The sequence below is a fragment of the Pseudarthrobacter sp. efr-133-R2A-89 genome (genome assembly GCF_030209315.1).
Classification (GTDB): domain Bacteria; phylum Actinomycetota; class Actinomycetes; order Actinomycetales; family Micrococcaceae; genus Arthrobacter.
The window spans coordinates 78967-93354 of the sequence record NZ_JARVSE010000006.1; the positions used below are offsets into that span (position 1 = coordinate 78967).

General features: G+C 66.4%; 14 protein-coding genes. 8 read left to right on the top strand and 6 right to left on the bottom strand.

All coding sequences use genetic code 11. The features are described 5' to 3' along the window. Positions 1 to 37 precede the first annotated feature (37 nt). The 5 genes from QRM95_RS12040 to QRM95_RS12060 all read right to left on the bottom strand — a co-directional run bounded on the left by QRM95_RS12040 (position 38) and on the right by QRM95_RS12060 (position 5482). Positions 38 to 1081: a LacI family DNA-binding transcriptional regulator gene (locus QRM95_RS12040; RefSeq protein WP_285247825.1), complete on the bottom strand. Its 1044-nt coding sequence runs from the start codon at positions 1079 to 1081 to the stop codon at positions 38 to 40. A 69-nt stretch (positions 1082 to 1150) separates the two neighbouring features. Further along, positions 1151 to 2101 carry a carbohydrate ABC transporter permease gene (locus QRM95_RS12045; RefSeq protein WP_285247826.1) on the bottom strand — a complete coding sequence of 317 codons (951 nt, stop codon included), beginning with the start codon at positions 2099 to 2101 and terminating at the stop codon, positions 1151 to 1153. Then, positions 2101 to 2988: a carbohydrate ABC transporter permease gene (locus QRM95_RS12050; protein WP_109045611.1), complete on the bottom strand. Its 888-nt coding sequence runs from the start codon at positions 2986 to 2988 to the stop codon at positions 2101 to 2103. Before QRM95_RS12050 ends, QRM95_RS12045 begins: the two co-directional genes overlap by 1 nt. Positions 2989 to 3054: 66 nt before the next feature. After that, positions 3055 to 4335, bottom strand: coding sequence for an ABC transporter substrate-binding protein (locus QRM95_RS12055; RefSeq protein ID WP_285247827.1), 1281 nt, complete (start codon positions 4333 to 4335; stop codon positions 3055 to 3057). Positions 4336 to 4600: 265 nt separating this feature from the next. Beyond that, complete coding sequence (locus QRM95_RS12060) at positions 4601 to 5482, bottom strand: hypothetical protein (RefSeq protein ID WP_285247828.1); 882 nt, start codon at positions 5480 to 5482, stop codon at positions 4601 to 4603. Positions 5483 to 5674: 192 nt separating this feature from the next. Here QRM95_RS12060 and QRM95_RS12065 point away from each other — a divergent pair, with 192 nt between their 5' ends. The 8 genes from QRM95_RS12065 to QRM95_RS12100 all read left to right on the top strand — a co-directional run bounded on the left by QRM95_RS12065 (position 5675) and on the right by QRM95_RS12100 (position 13804). After that, positions 5675 to 6475: a hydroxypyruvate isomerase family protein gene (locus QRM95_RS12065; RefSeq protein ID WP_285247829.1), complete on the top strand. Its 801-nt coding sequence runs from the start codon at positions 5675 to 5677 to the stop codon at positions 6473 to 6475. A 49-nt stretch (positions 6476 to 6524) separates the two neighbouring features. Next, on the top strand, positions 6525 to 7403 hold the full coding sequence (locus QRM95_RS12070) for a 2-hydroxy-3-oxopropionate reductase (protein ID WP_285247830.1): 879 nt from the start codon (positions 6525 to 6527) through the stop codon (positions 7401 to 7403). Between the two features lie 159 nt (positions 7404 to 7562). Further along, positions 7563 to 9353: a glyoxylate carboligase gene (gene gcl / locus QRM95_RS12075; protein ID WP_285247831.1), complete on the top strand. Its 1791-nt coding sequence runs from the start codon at positions 7563 to 7565 to the stop codon at positions 9351 to 9353. Between the two features lie 2 nt (positions 9354 to 9355). Beyond that, a complete protein-coding gene (locus QRM95_RS12080) occupies positions 9356 to 10549 on the top strand; it encodes a glycerate kinase (RefSeq protein ID WP_285247832.1) in 1194 nt (397 codons plus the stop codon). Next, positions 10542 to 11885, top strand: a complete 1344-nt coding sequence (gene allB / locus QRM95_RS12085) for an allantoinase AllB (RefSeq protein ID WP_285247833.1) — start codon at positions 10542 to 10544, stop codon at positions 11883 to 11885. Before QRM95_RS12080 ends, allB begins: the two co-directional genes overlap by 8 nt. Positions 11886 to 11894: 9 nt before the next feature. Further along, complete coding sequence (locus QRM95_RS12090; RefSeq protein ID WP_285247834.1) at positions 11895 to 12545, top strand: winged helix-turn-helix domain-containing protein; 651 nt, start codon at positions 11895 to 11897, stop codon at positions 12543 to 12545. A gap of 80 nt (positions 12546 to 12625) precedes the next feature. Continuing rightward, the gene (gene bcp, locus QRM95_RS12095) at positions 12626 to 13105 is read left to right on the top strand and encodes a thioredoxin-dependent thiol peroxidase (protein WP_285247835.1); all 480 of its coding nucleotides are present in this window, start codon (positions 12626 to 12628) and stop codon (positions 13103 to 13105) included. A 126-nt stretch (positions 13106 to 13231) separates the two neighbouring features. Further along, positions 13232 to 13804, top strand: a complete 573-nt coding sequence (locus tag QRM95_RS12100; RefSeq protein ID WP_285247836.1) for a GNAT family N-acetyltransferase — start codon at positions 13232 to 13234, stop codon at positions 13802 to 13804. Positions 13805 to 14005: 201 nt separating this feature from the next. Here QRM95_RS12100 and QRM95_RS12105 read toward each other — a convergent pair whose 3' ends face one another. Next, complete coding sequence (locus QRM95_RS12105) at positions 14006 to 14287, bottom strand: hypothetical protein (protein ID WP_285247837.1); 282 nt, start codon at positions 14285 to 14287, stop codon at positions 14006 to 14008. Positions 14288 to 14388 lie beyond the last annotated feature (101 nt).

A 14388-nucleotide genomic window follows, 5' to 3' on the forward strand; every position in this document is an offset into this window, starting at 1 on the left:
TTGGTGCGGTCCTCCGGGACGTGGAAGGGTTGGCTGCTCAGTGGCGTGGGGCCGCGATGGAATCGCGGCGTACCAGCGGGCAGCCCAGGATGGTCGGATGCAGTGCCATGAGGGACAGGTCCGTCTTCCCCTCGACGGCGTCAATCAGGTGTTCGGTTGCCCAGGCGCCCATCTCGTAATGGGGCAGTGCGACGGTGCTGAGGCCCGGGTAGAGGTTGGCGGCGATGAGTTCCTGGTCATCAAAGCCCACCACGGAGAGGTCGGACGGGATGGAAAGTCCCAGCTCCGCGGCGGCCCGGTAGGCGCCCATCGCCATGCGGTCGTTGTAGCAGAAGAGCCCGGTGGGGCGGTCGTCGTGGGCCAGGATGCGCAGGGCCGCCTCGTAACCGCCCTGGACCTCCGAGGCCGCCGCCTCCACGGGCGCCGTGCCGCCATCGAGCCCTGCCTCATCCAGTGCGGCCCGGAAGGCGTGGAGCCGTTGCCGTGTCGCCGGGACATCGTCGGTGTTGTTGAGGTAGCCCACGCGCGTGTGGCCGGCCTCGAGGAGCGCACCCACAGCCGCGCGTGCGCCACCTTCTTCGTCCGGAATCACGGCTGTGATGTTGCCGTCCGTGGCCACCGAGTCAACCAGGATGGAGGGCACGGTGCCCAGGTTCGCCGGCAGCTTCACGGTGCGGTGGTACATGGTGGCGTAGAGGATCCCGTCCACCCGGCGCTCCAGGAGGGCCTCAACATCCGCCTGCCTCGATTCGAGGCTGGCGGAACCGGAGGTGTTGATGATCATGAGGTTGTACCCCCGGGCCTTCGCCGCCTCATCGGCACCCAGGATGATCCGGCCGGCGTGGGGCGTGGTGGCGATATCCTCGCTCACCAGCCCCAGCATCCCGGTCCGCTGGGTCCGGAGGGCCTGCGCAAGCCGGTTGGGGCCATAACCCAGCTGCTCGGCGGCGGACCGGACCTTGTCCCTGGTTTCGGGGCTGATCCGGGCATAGGAAACCTCGTTGAGGACGTGGGAAACAGTCGTCACGGACACGCCGGCGGCTACGGCCACGTCCTTGATCCCGATGTTCCTGTTACTCATCTGCGTCCCACGTCCTTATGGTTGGTGATGCCCCTGGGGGTTACCAGTAGGCTACTCGTTGCTGGGGGTCTAACCCTTGACGGCGCCGAGCGTCATGCCCGCCACGATCTTGCGCTGCAGCAGCAGGGTCAAAAGGATGACCGGGATGGAGTAGACGGCGGCCAACGCCGTCATGGAACCCCAGTCCAGGCCAAATTGGGTCTGGAAGTTGGCTATGACCACGGGCGTTGTCTGGGAACGGATGGCCGTCATCAACAGGGCGAAAAGGAACTCGTTCCAGGACGCCAGGAAGGCGAAGATCGCGGTGACGGCGACACCGCCGGACACCACGGGGATCACCACCCGCCACAACGCGCCCAGCCGGCTGCAGCCATCAACCGTGGCAGCTTCTTCAAGGTCTTTCGGCACCGCCTCGAAGAAGCTGGACATGAGCCAGATCGAGAGCGGCAGCGAGATGGTGGTATGCGCGATGGACAGGGCGATCGGGGTATCGGAAAGGCCCATTGACGCCATCATGGACGCCAGCGGGATGCCGATGGCCACCGGGGGCACCATGCGGGTCACCAGCGCGGCCATGATGAAGATCCGGCCGCTAAGGGTCTTGTACCGGGTGATGCCATAGGCCGCCGGTACCGCCAGCACAAGGGAAAGCAGCGTGCTGATCACTGCGGTCTGGATGCTGTTGATGAACGAGGCCAGGACTCCGTTCCGGCCCAGGGCATTGGCGTAGTTCTCCAGGGTCCACTCCCTGGGGAGGATGGTGGGTGGAACCGCAATGGTGTCGATCGGGGTCTTGAACGACGTGAACAGCAAATACAGGAAGGGGAAGCCGTACAGCACCATGGCCGCCGCCAGCAGGATCCAGAGCAGGGTGCGGGTCCCTCGCCTGCCGGCTTCCAGTCCTTCCCGGTTGACGCCGCGGCGCTTGCGGGGCTGGACGGTGCCGGTCTGCGCCGAAGGTGCCGGCGCCGCCTTGTGCCGCGTTCCGCCGTCGTACGTGGTTCGTTCTGCGGTGCTCATCAGGTGTCCTTTCCGGGCCGCCAGATGGTGGCCACCGCGAAGAATGCGACGGCGAGCATCGCCAGCAGGTAGATGGTGCCCATGGCACTGGCCAGGCCCGGATCGCCAAAGCGGATCATGGTGCGGTAGATCAACAGGCTCATGGTCTCGGAGGCCGACTGCGGGCCGCCGTTGGTCTGGATGAGGATGGTGTCGAAGGCCCGGGCAGCGTCAATGCCCCGGACCACGAGAGCCACGGCGATGACCGGCCGGAGGAGAGGAAGGATGATCCGGAACAGGAGCGCGGGGGCGCGGGCACCGTCCAGCCGGGCCGCCTCGATGAGATCCCCGGGAATGTTCTGCAGTCCGGCGAAGAGCACCAAGCACATGAACGACGTGGTGAGCCAGATGTCCGGGATCGCCACCGAAAAGAGCACGATGTTTGGGTCCGACAGCCAGCCGATCTGGTTGGGGTCGGAGAGGATGCCGGCTTGGTGCAGGAGGGTGCCAATGAGCCCGAAGTTGTCGATCATCAGGAACTTCCACAGCAGGCCGGCCACGATCGGGGCAATCATGAGCGGATACATGAATACGGTCCGCCAAATCTGGGAGCTCCTGCCCAGCATGGTGAACAGCAGTGCCATGCCAAGGCCAAGTGCGAATTCGAGCGTGACCACAACCAGTGTGTAGGCCAGCGTCCGCCATCCGGCGCCGGTAAAGGCCTCGGAGGCGAAGGCCCGGACGTAGTTGTCCAGGCCCACAAATTCGCGGGGGCCGCCGGCGATCGGGGAGATCTTGAAGAAGCTGTCCGCGACAAGGCGGAACAGCGGGAAGGCAACAAAAACTGCCAGGAACAGCGCCGCTGGTGTCATCAGGAACAATGCGAAGCGGCGATCGGAGATACGCACGGTTTTCTCTTCCGCTGGTTGGGGCCGCGGCCGGCGCCGGTAGTTCAGGCGCCGGCCGCGGGGGTCTTACTTAAGTAGATCCTCGATCTGCTTCTTGGCATCGGCGAGGAGGGTTGCGGAGTCACCACCGGCAACAGCCTTCTGAAGCATGGGAACCAGAACGGAGTCCACGATCTGCTGCCACTTCTCGGTAGCAGGTCGCGTTTCGGTTGCCTTACCGTTGAGCGTCTGGATCAGCGGCTTAAAGCTCTCGTAGCCCGGCTGGTCCTGGTACTTCTGGTACGCGGAGATGCGGGCGGCGAGGCCGAGGGTGGATTCAATGCCTTTGTCGTTGTAGTCGTAGGCGCACTTGACGAACTTCTTGGCCGCCTCGGTGTTCTTGGTCGCCTTCGGAACGGTCAGGTACCAAGGCCCGGGAACGCCGCCGACGCCGGCGGACCCGGCGATCATGGGAGCGGCACCGACCTTGCCGGCCACCGGGGAGTCCTTGGGGATCTGCCGGTAGGCGTGGGCCCAGAACCGGGTCATCGCCGTCTTGCCCTGGTTGAACAGGTTTTGTGCCGCGGCCCAGTCCACCTGGGCTGCACCCGAGGGGGCGTCCTTGACCAGGCTGGTGTAGAAGTCCAGGGCTTCCTTGTGGGCGGGGTTGTCGATGACCACCTTGTTGTTAGCGTCCAGCACCATGGGTGAGCCCGCCTGCGCTACGTGGGCCAGCCACTCGGTTTCCACACCGCCCTTGACGTCGGTGCCGTACATGCCGTCCTTGGTGAGGAACGCGGAAATGTCCTGGTACTGCTTCCATGTGGTGGGAGCTGCCAGGTCGTAACCGTACTTCGCCTTGAAATCGGCCTTGTTCTTGGCATCTTCGAAAAGATCCTTGCGGTAAAGGATGATCTCGGCGTTCGTCCAGGCGGGCATGCCGATGAAGTGGCCGTCAACGTTGGCTTCCTTCACCAACGCCGGGAAAATATCCTTCTTGGCTTCATCGGTAAAGAGTTCGTCGATGGGCTGGACCGCGTCCTTGAAGCTGGGGAGCCAGACTGAGTCCAGGGCGGCGACGTCGAAGGAGACGTTGCCGGAGGAAAATTCGCTGGAGAGCCGGTTGAACATGCCGTCATAGGGCAGTTCGACGAAGTTGACGTCGACGCCGGCTTCCTTCTTGCACTGTTCGGCGACGCCGGTCAGCTCTGCGTGGCCGCCGGCCTCGACCAGGACGTTGACCGTGTTGGTGCCGGCACTTCCCGACGTGGCGGCCGGGCCCCCTGCGCCGCACCCGGAGGCGACCAGGGCGACAGCGGTGCAGATGCCGCCGATGGCAAGCCTGTTGATGAATTTACGAGTGGACATCGCTGTCGACTCACTTTCTCTCGAACGGAATGGTGAGAATGAGCTTGGGGTGAAAAATCGTTTTGCCAAAACGACTTGGCACCACTGTAGGACTCCATTCCGCGGAGTGTCAAGTGTCACACCGGCTGGAAATTCGGCCATTGACGCAGCGAGGGATGCGGACCTAGCGTGGTTCCCGTTGCAGAGAAGAATCGTTTTGGCTTAGGTTGGCACGTCGCCCGCTCCGAGCGTCAACTAAAAGTGGCGGGTCCACATGGAAACCCCGTCAGGCAGCCACCGGCAACACGAGGAGGTACCCGGCCGGCAGTCCGCTGCTCCAGCGCCGCGGCTCGCGGATCACGAACTGCGTCGCCAGCTGCTCGGGGCTGAGCAGGCTGTTGGGCGCCGGCGATGGCCCCCACTGCGTGCTGCCGTAGGGATACAGGGGATCCAGGACGTGAATGCCCGTCACGGAGAAGTCGGGGAATTGCCGGGGATCGCCCAGCGACTCGAAGCCGCTCATCACCCAAGCATGGCGGCCGCTCCACATGACCAGCCCCACCGGCCTGCCCGTTTGGGTAATGGCGCGTGAGGCCGCGCGGAGCGCCTCGCCGTAGTCGGAGATGCTGACCACCCGGTAGGGGCCCATTCCCGATTCGGAAAGCACCTGGGCCCAGCCGTAAGGATTGGCGCCATTGAACGAGTCGGACGAGCGGGCGCGGGCCATCTCCCACAAATCGCCCTGTTGAGCCCGGTCAGCCCAGGCGCCTCCCCCGGTGTCGTCGACGAGGTTGTGGGCCATCTGGATGCTCGCGGCCACACACCAGTCGAAGGTGTACTGGGGAACGAAGTCACCTTCCCGGTACAGGTTCAGGGCGAAAGGCTGCGGAGCCGGTGCAGGCGGAGCCGGGGGCGGCTCCGCAGCCGGCGAGGAACCAGGGGCCGATGCCGTCGTTGGCGCAGGCGGCAGAGTCGGGGCGCCGCCAGCTTCGGCCACCACCGGACCGGCAGGCGCCGTTCCGGACGCAACCGCAGTCGCGGATGCGGATGCGGATGCGGCCGCAGGCTCGCCAGTTGTCCGGGGAACGGCCGCCGTCGGCGTGCAGGCCGCGAGGAATCCGGCCAGGGCGACCACCCAAGCCAGAACACGCAGGCGGGCACCGGCCATGGTCGATTGACTCCATTCCTGACGAGCGGGCTTACCTCCTTCCAGTGTCCTGCCCCCGGCGCCCCCTTGACTACCCCACCCTGCGATCCCTACACTTTTCATAAAGCAGAATCTAAATTCCACAAAGCGGAAACGGTAAAGGCCGGGAAGCAAGGGAAGATAGATCAAAGCCCCTCCTCGGAAGGACCTACGATGACGTACACAGTGAACTGCTCCATCCTCCTCACGGAGCTGCCCCTGCTTGAGCGCCCGGCGGCCGCCAAGGCAGCCGGCTTCGACGCCGTCGAATTCTGGTGGCCCTTCGAAACCTCCGTCCCGGCCGACAGCGAGATCACGAAGTTCGAGAACGCCATCACGGACGCCGGCGTCCAGCTCACCGGCCTGAACTTCAACGCCGGCAACATGCCCGGCGGTGACCGCGGCCTGGTCTCTTGGAAGGGACGCTGCTCGGAGTTCAAGGACAACATCGACGTGGTGGCCGGCATCGGCGAGCGCCTGGGCTGCAAGGCCTTCAACGCCCTCTACGGCAACCGGCAGGACGACTTCACCCCCGAAGAGCAGGACGAGCTCGCCGTCAAGAACCTGGCGGCGGCAGCCCAGGGGGTCGCCCGCATCGGTGGCACCGTCCTCCTCGAACCGGTCAGCGGCGCACCCAAGTACCCGCTCCTGACCGCCAACGACGCACTCAACGTCATCTCCCGCGTCAAGGAAGAGACCGGTGCCGGGAACATCAAGCTCCTCGCCGACTTCTACCACCTGGCCGTCAACGGCGACGACGTCGAATCCGTCATCGAAAAGCACGCCAAGGACTTCGGCCACATCCAAATCGCTGACAACCCCGGCCGTGGCGCCCCGGGCACGGGCACCCTCCCCCTGGGCGAATGGATCGCCCGCAGCCGCGAACTCGGATACCAGGGCTACATCGGCCTCGAGTACAAGGAACCGCAGGAAACCGCCTTCAGCTGGGCCATCCGCGAACACGTAGCCCGGTAACCACCGCCGCACACGCAAGACCCTCCAGACTTTCAGAAAGAGAACCATCATGAGCAACGTTGCAGTCATTGGACTCGGAATCATGGGCCTGCCCATGGCCATCAACCTGGTCAAGGCCGGCCACACCGTCACCGGTTTCAACCGCAGCACGGACAAGATCGAGAAGCTTGTCTCCGAAGGCGGCCAGGGCGCCACGAGCATCGCGGACGCCGTCAAGGATGCCGACGTCGTCATCACCATGGTGCCGGACTCCCCCGACGTTGAAGGTGTGGTCAGCGGCAAGGACGGCGTCTTCGCCAACGCCAAGCAGGGCGCCCTGTGGATCGACGCCTCCAGCATCCGCCCCGACGTCGCCGTCCGCCTCGCCGCAGACGCCAAGGAAGCCGGCATCCGCCCCCTCGACGCCCCGGTCTCCGGCGGCGAACAGGGCGCCATCGACGCCGTCCTCTCCATCATGGTGGGCGGCGACAAGGCAGACTTCGACGACGCCCAGGACGTCCTGAACGCCGTCGGCAAGACCATCGTGCACGTGGGCCCCTCCGGCTCCGGCCAGACCGTCAAGGCAGCCAACCAGCTGATCGTCGCGGTCAACATCGAAGTCCTCGGCGAAGCCATCGCCTTCCTCGAGGCCTACGGCGTGGACACCGACGCCGCCCTCAAAGTCCTCGGCGGCGGCCTGGCCGGCTCCAAGGTACTGGAGCAGAAGGGCCAGAAGATGCTGGACCGCAACTTCGACCCCGGCTTCCGCCTTGCCCTGCACCACAAGGACCTGGGCATCGTCACCTCCGCCGCCCGCGAAGCCAACGTGGCCATCCCGCTCGGCGCCATCGCCGCCCAGCTCGTCGCCGCCACCGTCAACCAGGGCGACGGCGCACTGGACCACTCCGGACTCTTCAAGCAGGTCCTCCAGCTCAGCGGCAGGAAGTAACCACTCCCCCGCGCAGCCGGGACAAAAAGCGCGGAAACAAGCACCAAAGCAGGGAGCCCGCCGTCGTGGATTACGACGGCGGTCCCACCACCACACCCAAAAACAGGTTTCGACGGGCTCAACCACCGGGCCCGACCACAAGCTTTCAAGGAGCACCCCATGAGCAAGATGCGTACCGTTGATGCAGCGGTGGCCATCCTGGAAAAGGAAGGCGCCATCGAGGCGTTCGGCCTGCCAGGCGCCGCCATCAACCCCTTCTATTCCGCAATGCGCGCCCACGGCGGCATCCGCCACACCCTGGCCCGCCACGTCGAAGGCGCCAGCCACATGGCCGACGGCTTCAGCCGCGCCAAGGACGGCAACATCGGCATCTGCATCGGCACCTCCGGCCCCGCCGGCACCGACATGGTCACCGGCCTCTACGCGGCCTGGGCCGACTCCATCCCCATGCTCTGCATCACCGGCCAGGCGCCGGTGGCGAAGCTGCACAAGGAAGATTTCCAGGCCGTGGACATCGAGTCCATCGCCAAGCCCGTGACCAAGATGGCCATGACCATCTTGGAGCCGGGCCAGGTTCCGGGCGCCTTCCAGAAAGCGTTCCAGCTGATGCGGTCCGGCCGTCCCGGCCCGGTTCTCCTGGACCTCCCCATCGACGTGCAGATGGCCGAGATCGAATTCGACATCGACACCTACGAGCCCCTTCCCGTCGAGAAGCCCAAGGCATCCCGCAAACAGCTGGAAAAGGCCCTGGACATGCTCCTCGCCGCCAAGCACCCGCTGATCGTGGCCGGCGGAGGCATCATCAACGCCGGCGCCTCCGCGCAGCTGGTGGAGCTGGCGGAAACCCTGAACGTGCCGGTCATCCCCACCCTGATGGGCTGGGGCACCATTCCGGATGACCACCAGCTGATGGCCGGCATGGTGGGCCTGCAGACCTCGCACCGCTACGGCAACGAGAACTACCTGCAGAGCGACTTCGTGATCGGCATCGGCAACCGCTGGGCCAACCGCCACACCGGCGGCCTGGAAACCTACACCGCCGGCCGCACGTTCGTGCACATCGACATTGAACCCACCCAGATCGGCCGCGTGTTCTCCCCTGACCTGGGCATCGCGTCCGACGCCGGCGCGGCGCTGGCCGGGCTGGTTGAGCTCGCCAAGGAGCGCAAAGCTGCCGGTTCCCTGCCGGACTACAGCGCCTGGGTTGCCGAATGCCAGGACCGGAAGGCATCGCTGCACCGCAAGACCCACTTCGAGAACATCCCCATCAAGCCGCAGCGCGTGTACGAGGAGATGAACAAGTCCTTCGGCCGCGACACCACCTACGTGTCCACCATCGGGCTGTCGCAGATCGCCGGCGCGCAGATGCTGCACGTGTTCGGCCCGCGCAAGTGGATCAACGCCGGCCAGGCAGGCCCCCTGGGCTGGACCGCCCCGGCCGCCCTCGGCGTCGCCCGCTCCAACCCGGACCAGACTGTGGTGGCCCTCTCGGGCGACTACGACTTCCAGTTCATGATCGAGGAACTGGCCGTGGGCGCGCAGTTCAACCTCCCGTACATCCACGTGGTGGTGAACAACTCCTACCTGGGCTTGATCCGCCAGTCCCAGCGCGGTTTCAACATGGAGCAGAACGTTTCCCTGGCGTTCGAGAACATCAACAGCGCGCACCTTTCCGAGGACACCCGCGGCTACGGCGTGGACCACCTCAAGGTGGCCGAAGGACTGGGTTGCAAGGCCGTCCGCGTGGAGGACCCCAGCGACCTCGCCGCCGCCTTCGACAAGGCCAAGGCCCTGATGGGCGAGTTCCAGGTTCCCGTGGTGGTGGAAGTGATCCTGGAGAAGGTCACCAACATCTCCATGGGCGTGGAAATCAACGCCGTGAACGAGTTCGAGGAACTGGCAGAGAGCAGCGCCGACGCCCCCACCGCCATCCTGGCCTTGCAGGCATAACCATGCGCGTGGTTATTGCCCCGGACAAGTTCAAGGGATCCCTCTCCGCCCCGGACGTGTGTGCCCACCTTGAGAAGGGCCTGCAGCGAGGCGCGGGCGGCAACCTTGACGTGGTCCGGATTCCGGTTGCCGACGGCGGCGAGGGCACCCTCGACGCCGCCGTCGGCTCCGGCTTCACCCGCCGCACGGCAACGGTCACCGGCCCCACCGGCCAGCAGGTGGACGCGGACTTCGCCGTCCGCGGGCACGAAGCGGTCATCGAAATGGCCACCGCATCCGGACTCGCCCTGGTGCCGCGGACCAGCAAGGGCGGCAGGCCGGACTCGGCAGCAGCCACCGCGGCGACGTCCCTGGGAACCGGGCAGCTGATCCGGGCAGCCTTGGACGCCGGCTGCCGCCGCATCGTACTGGGCGTTGGGGGCAGCGCGAATACCGACGGCGGCGCGGGACTCCTGCAGGGGCTCGGCGCCCGGTTCCTGGACAGCAGGAACAACGAACTCCCACCCGGCGGTGCGGCGCTCGCCAACCTGCACAGCGTCGATTTCACCCACTTTGAACCGCGATTGGTGGACACCCGCTTCGTGCTGGCATCCGACGTCGATAACCCCCTGCTGGGCGCCCAGGGCGCCGCGGCGGTTTTCGGCCCGCAAAAGGGTGCCACACCACAAGACGTCGGCATGCTCGACGCCGCCCTGGCCAGGTTTGTCGAAGTCCTGGCCAGGGAAATCGGATTCCGCGCCGTCAAGGCCGCAGAGGCTCCCGGAGCCGGGGCGGCCGGCGGCGTGGGCTACGCCGCCATCGCCGTCCTGGCCGCAACGCGGCGGCCGGGCATCGACGTCGTGCTTGAATTCACGGGACTGGCGGACCGCCTGGCAGGCGCCGACCTGGTCATTACCGGCGAGGGCAGCCTGGACGAACAAAGCCTGCTCGGCAAAACCCCCATGGGTGTTGCCCGGGCTGCGGCGGCGCAGGGCGTTCCGGTCATCGCCGTCTGCGGCCGGACCACCCTGGACCACGGGCAGGCGACAGCCGCAGGATTCGACGATGTTTACGCTTTGACGGCGCTCGAATCAGATGTAAACAGGTGCATAGCAGAGGCAGGGCCGCTGCTGGAGCAGCTGGGCACCCAAATCAGTGCGGGGCTGGCGGCCAACAGTCCTGCCACCGCAAGTACCAAGGAGGACCTCCGTGTCTGAAGAACGTTTTGACCTCGTCATCCGGGGCCGGCGCATCCTGACCACCGCCGGTATCGCCCCACGCGAGGTGGGCGTCCGCAACGGCAGGATCGTGGCCCTCGAACCGCTCGGCAACGGCCTTGCCGGCGCCGAAATCATCGAACTCGCTGACGACGAGACGCTGCTCCCGGGCCTGGTGGACACGCACGTCCACGTCAACGAGCCCGGCCGCACCGAATGGGAGGGCTTCGCGTCCGCCACCCGGGCCGCGGCAGCCGGCGGGGTGACCACCATCATCGACATGCCGCTGAATTCCGTCCCGCCCACCACCACCGTGGAAAACCTCAAGCTCAAGCGCGAGGTGGCCGAGGACCAGGCGTTCATCGACGTCGGATTCTGGGGTGGCGCCATCCCCGGCAACAAGGCCGACCTGCGCCCCCTGCACGACGAGGGCGTCTTCGGCTTCAAGTGCTTCCTCCTGCACTCCGGCGTGGACGAGTTCCCGCACCTGGACGCGGACGAGATGGAGGAGGACATGGCCGAACTCAAGTCCTTCGACTCGCTCATGATCGTCCACGCCGAGGACTCGCACGCGATCGACCGCGCACCGCACCCCGGCGGCGACCACTACTCCACGTTCCTGGCCTCCCGCCCCCGCGGCGCCGAGAACAAGGCCATCGCCGAGGTGATTGAACGAGCTCGCTGGACCGGTGCGCGGGCGCACATCCTGCACCTGTCGTCGTCGGACGCCCTGCCCATGATCGCCAGCGCCAAGCGCGACGGCGTCAAGCTCACCGTGGAGACGTGCCCGCACTACCTGACCCTGATGGCGGAGGAAATCCCGGACGGCGCCACCGCCTACAAGTGCTGCCCGCCCATCCGCGAGGCCTCCAACCGGGAGCTCCTCTGGGAGGGGCTGCAGGACGGCACCATCGACTGCATCGTCTCCGACCACTCCCCGTCCACCCTGGACCTGAAGGACCTGGAGAACGGCGACTTCGCCGTGGCCTGGGGCGGCGTCTCCTCGCTGCAGCTGGGCCTGTCCCTGATCTGGACCGAGGCGCGGCAGCGCGGCATCCCGCTGGAGCAGGTAGTGTCCTGGATGGCCGAAAAGCCCGCCAACCTGGCCCGGCTCGGCAACAAGGGCCAGCTGGCCCTTGGCTACGACGCAGACTTCGCCGTCTTCGCCCCGGACGAGGCCTTCGTGGTGGACGTCTCCAAGCTCAAGCACAAAAACCCCATCACTCCCTACGACGGCAAGGCCCTGTCCGGCGTGGTCCGCAAGACCTTCCTCCGCGGCGCCGTGGTGGACGGCCAAACCCCCACGGGCAAGCTGATCCGCCGCGGCGGCGTATAAGGACCGGCCATGGCAGTGGAAGCCCATCATCCGCGGCCGGCGGCCGCGCACCAGGTTCCAGCCAGGCGGGCCACCGCCTACGGGCTGGCCCTGTGGGTGGTTCCGGCTGAAGGCGCGAGCCCGGAACTCCTGCGCCACGCCGCCCGTATGGTCCTCGCCAAAGCCCTGCAGACTGCTCCGGAGGCGGAAGTCCATTGGCCTGCCGCCGGAGCCCCCACGTCCGCCGCGGAGGGAGCCGCAAACCACTCCTCCCGCACTCCCTCCGCGGCGGAGGCTCCGTGCCCGGCACAGCCGGGGGACGACGACGGCACCCTGCTCCCGCCGTCGGCCGGTCCCGTCAGCCGGGTGGCCGTGGACCTCGCGGCCGATGCCGTCCTGCTGGACGGGACGCCGGTGGCCCTCACCGGCGTCGAATACAAGGTGCTGCACTACCTGGTGACCCACCTGTCCCGCACGGTAGGCCGGGAGGAACTGCAACAGTTCCTGGAATCCCTGGCGTTTCCCGGAGCCACCGCACGGTCCATCGACGTGTACGTGGGAAGGATCCGCAGGAAACTGGGCAATGCCCGCCACGCCGTGGCCACCGTCCGCGGCGGCGGCTACCAGTTCGTTCCCGGTCCGCACGCAACCGTTCGGGGTCCGGCGGAATACTGCATATGACGCAGGAGTTGTATCACCAAGCGGCAAACCGCTTCACTGGATGTTTGGCCATCACTGACCGAGTCTTACAAAGGAACGCCATGAGCCCCACCCTGACCACCAAGCTTCAGCCCGGTACGCCGGCTCCTGAGTTCACCCTCCGGGACGCCCAGGGCCGCGAGACCTCGTTGGCCGATTACCGTGGCAAGAACGTCATCGTGTACTTCTACCCGAAAGCCGCCACTCCCGGCTGCACCACGGAGGCCTGCGACTTCCGCGACAGCCTGTCCTCCCTGCAGGGCAAGGGCTACGAGGTTGTCGGCGTCTCCCCCGACGCCCAGGAGGCCCTGGCCGGCTTCACCGGTGATTTCTCCCTGACCTTCCCCCTGCTTTCGGACCCCGACCACGCTGTCGCCCTGGCCTACGGAGCCTGGGGCGAGAAGCTGGTCAACGGCGAAATCCACGAAGGAATCGTCCGCTCCACCGTTGTGGTGGACCCCGAAGGCAAGGTCACGCTGGCCCAGTACCAGGTGCAGGCCGACGGGCACGTCGCCCGCCTGAAGGAAGCCCTCGGCATCTAGGCCCGCCACCGCTTCCCGGAGCTTTTCCCGAACGCCCTTGCACTTGGTGCAAGGGCGTTCGGCGTTCCCGGGGCGGCACTTCCGCGTGCGTTGCGTGCGGCCAGGAGCCGGTGAAAGGATGGCGGGATGGCCATCGAGGTACGCCCGGCAACTGTATTCGAGGACGTCAGGACCATGGTGGGGCCCAAGCGCCCGGACGCGACGGTCTGCTGGTGCCTGAGCTACCGGATACCGTCCAGGCAGAACGTCGCGCTGCGCGCTGAGGATCGTGGCGCGCTGGTCAAGGAGCTGGTGGCCCAGGACCCTCCGCCGGGTGTCCTGGCGTACGACGGTGGCGAGGTGGTTGGGTGGGCAGCGGTCCACCCCCGTGCGGACACCAGCTTCGCCCGGAACCGGAATATCCCGCACGTGGACGGACTGGACGCCTGGTCCGTGTGGTGCCTGCGCGTCCGTCCCGGACACCGCGGCAAGGGCATCTCGAACGTCCTCCTGGCCGGTGCGGTGGAGATGGCCCGCTCCTACGGGGCGCCAGCAATCGAAGGGTATCCGGTGGATAACGACGGCAGGAAAGTGGACCTCACCATGGCCTTCGTGGGCACCCGCAAGCTCTTCGAAGACGCCGGGTTCGCCAAGGCCGCGGACACGGGGTCGGTGCTCAATGGCTTCCCCCGTGTGCTGATGAGGCTGGAGCTGGCCTGAACCTTCCCGGCCCGGGACCCGGACGTGGCAGGTGCTACTTGCGGCGCCAGTACTTCCCCCAGTCAACCTGCATGGCCCACAGCGCCAACAACAGCGCGTCCATGGTCATGAGTCCCGCCAAAAGGTACGCCCAGCCTGCCAACAAGCCCACTGCAATCTCCTGACTATCCCCAGCCAATCGATTGCTGCTAAGTCTGGCACCTACAGTGCCGCTAAGGAATGCCCACTTCCCGCAGTCTTCAAGAGATTCGCGAACCTGCTGTGCGCCTCGGTCTCCACCTTGAGCCGCAGGGTCAGCTTCTCCACGAGCCGGGACATTTCCTCCCCCACGGGGAGTCGGTCGCCGGGCCAGCTCGAAACCTCCCGCGATTCGGCGAGCGCCTGCTCCAGGTCCTTGGCCGCGGCCCGCACTTTCCGTGAGTGGAAGTACAGGCGGACCAGGGCCCTGGCCTTGTCCGCCCCTCTGATCCTGACTTCTTCCATGGGCTTCCCCGCCTTCCGCAAGCTGTACAGCCTCCGCGCGGTCGTCGTCGTATCCTGATGCCCGGAAGCTGCTGCGTTCCTTCGAGTGTGCGCGGGGTTCC

Excerpts from the sequence above, each read along its gene's own strand:
- QRM95_RS12065 (WP_285247829.1), top strand. The coding sequence starts at position 5,675 with ATGACGTACACAGTGAACTGCTCCATCCTCCTCACGGAGCTGCCCCTG.
- gcl (WP_285247831.1), top strand. The coding sequence starts at position 7,563 with ATGAGCAAGATGCGTACCGTTGATGCAGCGGTGGCCATCCTGGAAAAG.
- QRM95_RS12070 (WP_285247830.1), top strand. The coding sequence starts at position 6,525 with ATGAGCAACGTTGCAGTCATTGGACTCGGAATCATGGGCCTGCCCATG.
- QRM95_RS12100 (WP_285247836.1), top strand. The coding sequence starts at position 13,232 with ATGGCCATCGAGGTACGCCCGGCAACTGTATTCGAGGACGTCAGGACC.
- QRM95_RS12040 (WP_285247825.1), bottom strand. The coding sequence starts at position 1,081 with ATGAGTAACAGGAACATCGGGATCAAGGACGTGGCCGTAGCCGCCGGC.
- QRM95_RS12045 (WP_285247826.1), bottom strand. The coding sequence starts at position 2,101 with ATGAGCACCGCAGAACGAACCACGTACGACGGCGGAACGCGGCACAAG.
- QRM95_RS12105 (WP_285247837.1), bottom strand. The coding sequence starts at position 14,287 with ATGGAAGAAGTCAGGATCAGAGGGGCGGACAAGGCCAGGGCCCTGGTC.
- bcp (WP_285247835.1), top strand. The coding sequence starts at position 12,626 with ATGAGCCCCACCCTGACCACCAAGCTTCAGCCCGGTACGCCGGCTCCT.
- QRM95_RS12080 (WP_285247832.1), top strand. The coding sequence starts at position 9,356 with ATGCGCGTGGTTATTGCCCCGGACAAGTTCAAGGGATCCCTCTCCGCC.
- QRM95_RS12090 (WP_285247834.1), top strand. The coding sequence starts at position 11,895 with ATGGCAGTGGAAGCCCATCATCCGCGGCCGGCGGCCGCGCACCAGGTT.
- QRM95_RS12060 (WP_285247828.1), bottom strand. The coding sequence starts at position 5,482 with ATGGCCGGTGCCCGCCTGCGTGTTCTGGCTTGGGTGGTCGCCCTGGCC.
- QRM95_RS12055 (WP_285247827.1), bottom strand. The coding sequence starts at position 4,335 with ATGTCCACTCGTAAATTCATCAACAGGCTTGCCATCGGCGGCATCTGC.